We start from the raw sequence: 6762 nt of genomic DNA, 5'->3' as shown, positions 1-6762 counted from the left end.
CCTAAAGAGGTGGCCAGGTTGATACGCTGACTCTCGCCACCGGAAAGGGAATTTGAAAGGCGGTCGAGGGTAAGGTACCCAAGTCCAACATCCAATAAGAACTGCAGACGGCTGTCTATTTCGGTAAGTAAGCGTTTCGATACGGCTGCATCCGTTTCGTCCAGCTTGAGGGTATCGAAAAAGAGTTTGGCTTCGTTGATAGGCAGACTTACAATCTGGGATATATCCTTTCCTCCTACCTGTACATACAGGGCCTCCTTTCGCAGGCGGCTTCCTTTACAAGTGGGACAGGTGGTCTTGCCTCTGTACCGGGCATGCATCACCCTGTATTGTATTTTATATAGATTTTCCTCTACAAAAGAGAAGAAGTCGTTAATTCCATGAAGACCCCTTGCACCGTGCCACAACAGATCCCGTTCCTTCTCCGTAAGCTCGTAGTACGGACGATGGATGGGGAAATCATATTTCGCGCTTGCCTGGATAAATGCGTTCAACCACTCACCCATTTTTTCGCCCTTCCAGCAAACTACAGCCCCATCATACAACGACTTGCTTTTGTCCGGAACAACCAGATCTTCGTCTATTCCCATAATTTTACCGAATCCTTCGCAAACCGGACAGGCTCCCAGGGGATTGTTGAAACTGAACATCATATCTGTGGGCTCTTCGAACACGATACCGTCGGCTTCGAACTTACGTGAGAACTCTTTTGTCTGGGTGCCGTTCGGATCGAAGACCTTCACTACGCAGGTACCATGTCCTTCAAAAAAGGCGGTTTCTACAGAATCGGCCAGACGGTTCTTAAACGGCTTATCGAAAGCAACGGCCAGACGGTCTATCAGTAGCTGAATACCCCCGGATGCCAAAAGAGATTCGTTCTCCATTACTTCCGGGATACGGTAAACATTCTCGTCGATCTCCAACCGGGTGTACCCCTCTTTCTGAAGAATGGTAAGCTGTTCTTTCATGTCGCGTCCTTCCGGCAGAACAACGGGCGTATAGACTGAGAAGCGTGTGTTTTCGGGGAAATCCAACACCCAGTTTACAACATCCGAAACCTGGTGCTTCTTAACCTCTTCGCCCGATACCGGAGAGATAGTCTTTCCTATACGTGCGTAAAGCAACCGGAGGTATTCGTATATTTCGGTAGATGTTCCTACAGTAGAACGTGGATTGCGGGTGTTCACCCGTTGCTCTATGGCAATAGCGGGAGGAATACCCTTGATATAATCGCATTCCGGTTTACCCATTCGGCCGAGAAACTGACGCGCATAGGCGGAAAGACTTTCCACATAACGCCTTTGCCCTTCGGCATACAATGTGTCGAAAGCGAGCGAAGACTTTCCGGATCCCGATAATCCTGTGATAACAATTAATTTATCTCTTGGGATAGTAACGTCAATATTCTTCAGGTTATTGATGCGGGCTCCTTTTATCTCTATATTTGTTGCATCGTACATAGGTACATATTTTATAAACTACAAAGATAACGATATTTTTGGGTTGAATGTTTTAGCTGCTGTCAGAACCTTTCATTGTATTGACAGATAGTGATATTTTTATATCTTTGTAACATTATATTTGCATTATGAAACAGATAAAACTCATGTATTCCTACTCATTACGTCTTTTCATCTTCTTGATGCTGCTGGCATCTGCTTCGTGTACAACCTTAAGACAAACACCTAAACCCGCTGAAGGCCGCCAGGTTAAGCGGGAATTCAGAGGAGCCTGGATTCAGACCGTCCACCAGGGTGAATATAAAAACATGTCGACTTCGCAGCTGAAAAAAGAGTTGATCCGTAAATTGGATTACCTGCAGGATTGCGGTATCAATGCCATCGTGTTCCAGGTGCGCCCCGAAGCGGATGCCTGGTATCAATCCAAACTGGAACCCTGGAGCCGTTTTCTTACCGGCGAACAAGGGGTTGCACCTGATCCGGTTTGGGACCCGATGGAATTTTTAGTCAACGCCTGCCACGAACGGAACATGGAGTTTCATGCGTGGCTGAACCCATACCGCGTAAGCACATCGGGGAATACTGTTTTTGCCCCGGGACATATATACAACAAGCATCCCGAATGGTTCGTAACATACAATAAAATGATTTTGTTTGATCCGGGCCTGCCTCAAAGCCGTGCTTTTATCTGCAAGGTGGTGCAGGACATTGTTTCACGTTACGATGTAGACGCTATCCATATGGATGATTATTTCTATCCCTATCCGGTAGCCGGTCTCCCCTTTCCGGATGATGCCAGCTTTGATGCGTACGGACGCAGCAAAGGATACAAAGACAATCAACGGGCCGACTGGCGCAGGGAGAATGTAAATCTGCTGGTGCAGGATATCAAGCAAACCATTCTGCGTACCAAACCGTGGGTCCGCTTCGGAATTAGTCCCTTTGGCATTTACCGTAACAAAAAGAATACACCGGATGGTTCAGGAAGCGATACCAACGGATTGCAGAATTACGACGATCTGTATGCAGACATCACCTTATGGGTGCAGAAGGGGTGGATAGACTACAACATTCCTCAGATTTACTGGGAGATCGGGAATAAAGCTGCCGATTATGTAACGCTTGTGAAATGGTGGGATAAGAATGCCAACGGAGGACACCTGTATATTGGTCAGGATGTGGCCCGCACGATGAAGAAGGACGAGCTGGACAAGAAGATGGCATACATCCGTTCTGCCTCCAATATACAAGGTAACTGCTTCTGGCCGGCAAATGAAATTTTATGGAATACCGGAGGTGTGGCCAACCAGCTGCAAGAACAGTATCACCGCTATCCGGCTTTGATTCCGGCTTATACGCATTTGCACGACCGGCTACCCAAAGAGGTTTCCGGCCTTAAAGCCGAATGGACGAAGGAGGGGTATCTGTTACACTGGAAAGCCGAACAAAGTGATACAAATCCGGAGTTAGCCCGTTACTTCGTTGTGTATTGTTTTAAGGCGGGTGAAAAGGCAGACATCACGAACCCGGCCAACATCGTAACCATAACAAACAAGACTTTTTATTTGTTACCTTATGAAAAGGGAAATGATACATACAAGTATGTAGTAACTGCTGTGGATCGTTTCCATAATGAGAGCAAAAAAGGAAAATCAAAAAAAGTGAAGCTATAAGATGAATAACATTCGGCGTATTCTTATCGGGTTGTTATGCTGCATGCCTTTTTTATGGGGATGCTCCAACGACGAACCATGTCCGACGCCGGTACGTACCGTGCTTATTTACATGGCTGCGGATAATTCCCTGAGTTCATTCTCCTACAAGAATCTGGAATCGATCGTAAAGGGGAGCTCTGCAGCCGCACTCAATGGCGGGAATCTGTTGGTCTATCTGGATGCTTCCGATGCGGCTCCGCAGCTTCTTCAGATCAAGGCCAAGAGCGACGGGACGATACAGAAGCTGGCTATAAAGGATTATCCCGAGCAGAATTCGGCCGATCCCATTGTTATGCGCGGGGTGTTCGAATCGGTTGTATCTGAGTTTCCGGCCGAAAGTTATGGCCTGGTTTTATGGAGTCACGGCACTGCCTGGCTGCCTTACAATGTACAGCCGATGCTCCGGTCTTTTGGACAGGATGAGACCAGTTGGATGGAGATTGATGAGCTTGCCGAAGCTATTCCCGATCATGTATTTGACTTTATTCTGTTTGATGCCTGCTATATGGCGAGCACAGAAGTGGTGTATGCCCTCCGGAACAAAGCAGACTATATTTTGGCTTCTCCAACCGAGGTACTGGCCGAAGGGTTTCCTTACAAGCTGATTATGGCTGATTTCTTCACGCAGAAAGCCGGTCTGCAGCAAATAGGTGAAAAATTTTACACATACTATGATAAGCTGACCGGACTGAACCGATCGGCATCGGTGTCGTTGATTAACACATCCAAATTGGATGAGTTGGCCGCCGTATGCAGCGAGATTGTAAAGGGTAAGGAGCAGACAATCGCTTCGCTGCCTGTCAATGAACTGCAACAGCTGGAGTATCTGGGAAACACCTACCATGCCTTGTACGACCTGGATGATTTTATTGGCAGACTGGCTACGGAACCCCAATATACAAACTTTAAAAAGGTGTTGGACGAAGTGGTTATATACAAGCAAACAACCCCCATGGCTACCTATGCCAAAGGGTCTATCTATATCAATCGCTATTCGGGGTTGAGCATCTATGTTCCGCAAGCGGGACTGGAACAGCTCAACGAGTGGTACAAGGGAATGGATTGGTATAAGGTTACATACCAGTAACCTGACTCTACCAGTAGAGAATGATTCCGGCAATTCCGGCAATAAAGATCATCAGTATGGGATGCATCTTGTATTTCCAGGTAAGGATAAAGGAGCCGATAAATATCAGCACACTTTTAGCATCGATGAAATTTTCTGCATTCACCAATAACAGGGCCGCTGCAGCAATCAGGCCGACCGTAGCCGGGCGTAAGCCTGTGAAAGCGGCCTCCACATATTTATTGTTTTTGAACCGGGCAAAATAATAGGAGATGATAAGCACCAGAATAAAGGAAGGCAGACAGACTGCAAAGGTTGCGATTACGGATCCTAAGATACTGATCTCCGTAGAATATCCTGCATTCTGCACCGCTGTATAGCCTATATAGGTGGCGCTGTTTATCCCGATGGGACCAGGCGTCATTTGTGATATAGCAACGATATCGGTAAATTCCTGGGTAGATATCCACCCATGCTTGTCGACCACCTCATCCTGAATTAATGAAAGCATCGCATATCCGCCTCCAAAACCAAAAAGGCCGATTTTAAGATAGGTGTAAAATAATTGTAGAAACAGCATACTAATGTCTTTTTAAATACATCCGATAATATAAACCGCCTGCCGCGGCTACGATAATGATATAGACAGGCGACAAGCTGAGCAACCATATGGATAGCGCAACTACCACGGGAATGACCAGCACCCAGCCGCGCAGACGGAGGGAACGGGCTGTTGTAATTACGGGAACGGCAATCAGGGCGACCACAGCCGGGCGTAAGCCTTTAAATGCCTTCTCCACCCATTCATTTTCTCTGAATTGTGTAAAGAAGAGGGCTATCGCCAATATGATCAGGAAAGATGGCAGGATGGTTCCTAATGCACAGATTACACTGCCTGTGAGCTTTTTCAATTTATAACCCACAAAGATGGATATGTTCACGGCAAAAACCCCGGGTAAGGATTGAGCGACCGCAAAAAGGTCGATAAATTCCTCCTTACTCATCCATCCCCTGTCAACCACTTCCCGCTGGATCAATGGCAACATGGCGTATCCTCCTCCGATGGTAAAGGCTCCGATTCTGACAAATGTGATGAAGAGCGTCCAATACATAAAATTACCTCTGCTATTGATTAAACAAACGAATCAACAACAAAGGTAATTATAAATATGCAGACTTTGCGTGCTGCGTTCTATCTTGTACGGCGTACGCTTCTTGTGGGTGCCGACTTTTCGGGTTTGGATGCTTTCTGCTTGACGGTTTTTTGTTTGGCAGGAGCCTGTCCGCGTACGGATTTAACTCTTCCTTTGGATTCCTTATTTGTGCTGGCTGCAACCGTGGCTGTATCTTCGGGAACCCAAAGGCTCTCGCGGAACATCGTAAGCTCTTTCTCAATACGGGCTTGTTCCCGGCTCATCGAATCGGGCGTAGGGCAATATTGCTGAAGGTTACGGTTCATCAGGTTTTCGGTCTTCACGATATCACCGGCAAACATCCGTTTCCGAAAATAATCATCAATAGTAAATGTCTTTGCATTATTGATATTGGATGTCATGATAGGCACAGTGGATACATAGGGACGTATGGATTCGTAGGGCAGCCAGAACATCGGCATTCTTTGTTCACCCATATCGCCTGCATTAAACAGAATCGGCGAAATGGCCAGTGTCTTAACATCAAATACTGAGTTATGCTGGTCAAAATACCATGCCTCTTTTACGTAATATGCCTTTACCTCTTCCGAAGGGACGTCGCTATCGTCTATTACATACTTTACTCCGCCACCGCCGGGAACAGTTTCTTCCTTATAAAGAATATAGAAGCGGTCCAGCAAATCCTTGAAATTAACCTGGTGCGACGGACTGAAATCCTCGTAACCATCCAGGTATTCGTAGGCTGATATTTTATTCTCACCTAACAGACGGAAGATGATTGTAAACAAATTCATCTGTTTATTAATGGGGCGTACAGGATAATAAAGCGGTGCATTCTGCTCCTTGGTTAGATCCACCTCTCTGTAAATTACACGCATCCAACGTGCATTCCCGATATCCTGGGTAAGATGTTCGTTCATGTTTTGTGCTCTTACCGTCAGCTCCGGAACATTGCTTTCCTGCGTCTCCACCCGGGATCCGGTTGTGGCCCGGGGTGATCTTCTTTGTTGAGTCTGCTGTTGCGACTGCCCCTCCTCCTGAGCAAATGCCGGATTTACAGTAAAGAGGAAGCCTCCAAGAATTGCTATATAATACAGATGTTTCATATACAAGATCAATTAATTTACAATAACTTCGATGGTGGGTATGGTCCGTTCAATACCATCAGGCCCTTTTGCTACGACACGGGTGATATAGAAACGCTTTCCTTTGGACAGCCTGCGGATATAATCTTTCTGCCGTTGAGAAAAGTTACTTCCGTCCGATACTTCAGGAATGGCATTCCCCATGGAATCAAAGAAAGTGAGCTCGAACCGAAGTACGGAATAGGTTACATTCAACAAATCATCGTCAATTGCCGCTTTGAT

6 protein-coding genes and 1 pseudogene are annotated in these 6762 nt (G+C 46.4%); 2 read left to right on the top strand and 5 right to left on the bottom strand.

Annotated features, from left to right (window positions below; translation table 11 throughout):
• Positions 1-1460: pseudogene (locus AB7E53_RS08800) on the bottom strand (excinuclease ABC subunit UvrA); the annotation flags it as partial.
• Positions 1461-1606: 146 nt separating this feature from the next.
• On the opposite strand from AB7E53_RS08800, the gene AB7E53_RS08795 reads away from it, so the two are divergent.
• Positions 1607-3133, top strand: a complete 1527-nt coding sequence (locus AB7E53_RS08795) for a glycoside hydrolase family 10 protein (RefSeq protein ID WP_446775224.1) — start codon at positions 1607-1609, stop codon at positions 3131-3133.
• Position 3134: 1 nt separating this feature from the next.
• Positions 3135-4262, top strand: coding sequence for a clostripain-related cysteine peptidase (locus AB7E53_RS08790; protein WP_350455718.1), 1128 nt, complete (start codon positions 3135-3137; stop codon positions 4260-4262).
• 7 nt (positions 4263-4269) lie between these two features.
• Here the strand turns inward: AB7E53_RS08790 and AB7E53_RS08785 are convergent, their stop codons facing one another.
• From AB7E53_RS08785 to AB7E53_RS08770, 4 genes are all read right to left on the bottom strand, one after another.
• A complete protein-coding gene (locus AB7E53_RS08785; protein ID WP_068187062.1) occupies positions 4270-4821 on the bottom strand; it encodes a chromate transporter in 552 nt (183 codons plus the stop codon).
• Position 4822: 1 nt separating this feature from the next.
• Positions 4823-5353 carry a chromate transporter gene (locus AB7E53_RS08780; protein WP_068187060.1) on the bottom strand — a complete coding sequence of 177 codons (531 nt, stop codon included), beginning with the start codon at positions 5351-5353 and terminating at the stop codon, positions 4823-4825.
• A gap of 80 nt (positions 5354-5433) precedes the next feature.
• Entirely contained in the window at positions 5434-6501 is a 1068-nt protein-coding gene (gene porN, locus AB7E53_RS08775; protein ID WP_068187058.1) for a type IX secretion system ring protein PorN/GldN, read from the bottom strand.
• Positions 6502-6513: 12 nt separating this feature from the next.
• The coding region (locus AB7E53_RS08770) for a GldM family protein (RefSeq protein ID WP_446775222.1) at positions 6514-6762 on the bottom strand (249 nt) is incomplete at its 5' end.

Origin of the sequence: Macellibacteroides sp. (genome assembly GCF_050251695.1) — a bacterium.
Classification (GTDB): domain Bacteria; phylum Bacteroidota; class Bacteroidia; order Bacteroidales; family Tannerellaceae; genus Macellibacteroides; species Macellibacteroides fermentans.
Note: the sequence above shows the minus strand (reverse complement) of the source record. Positions and strands in the feature narration are given on the sequence as shown.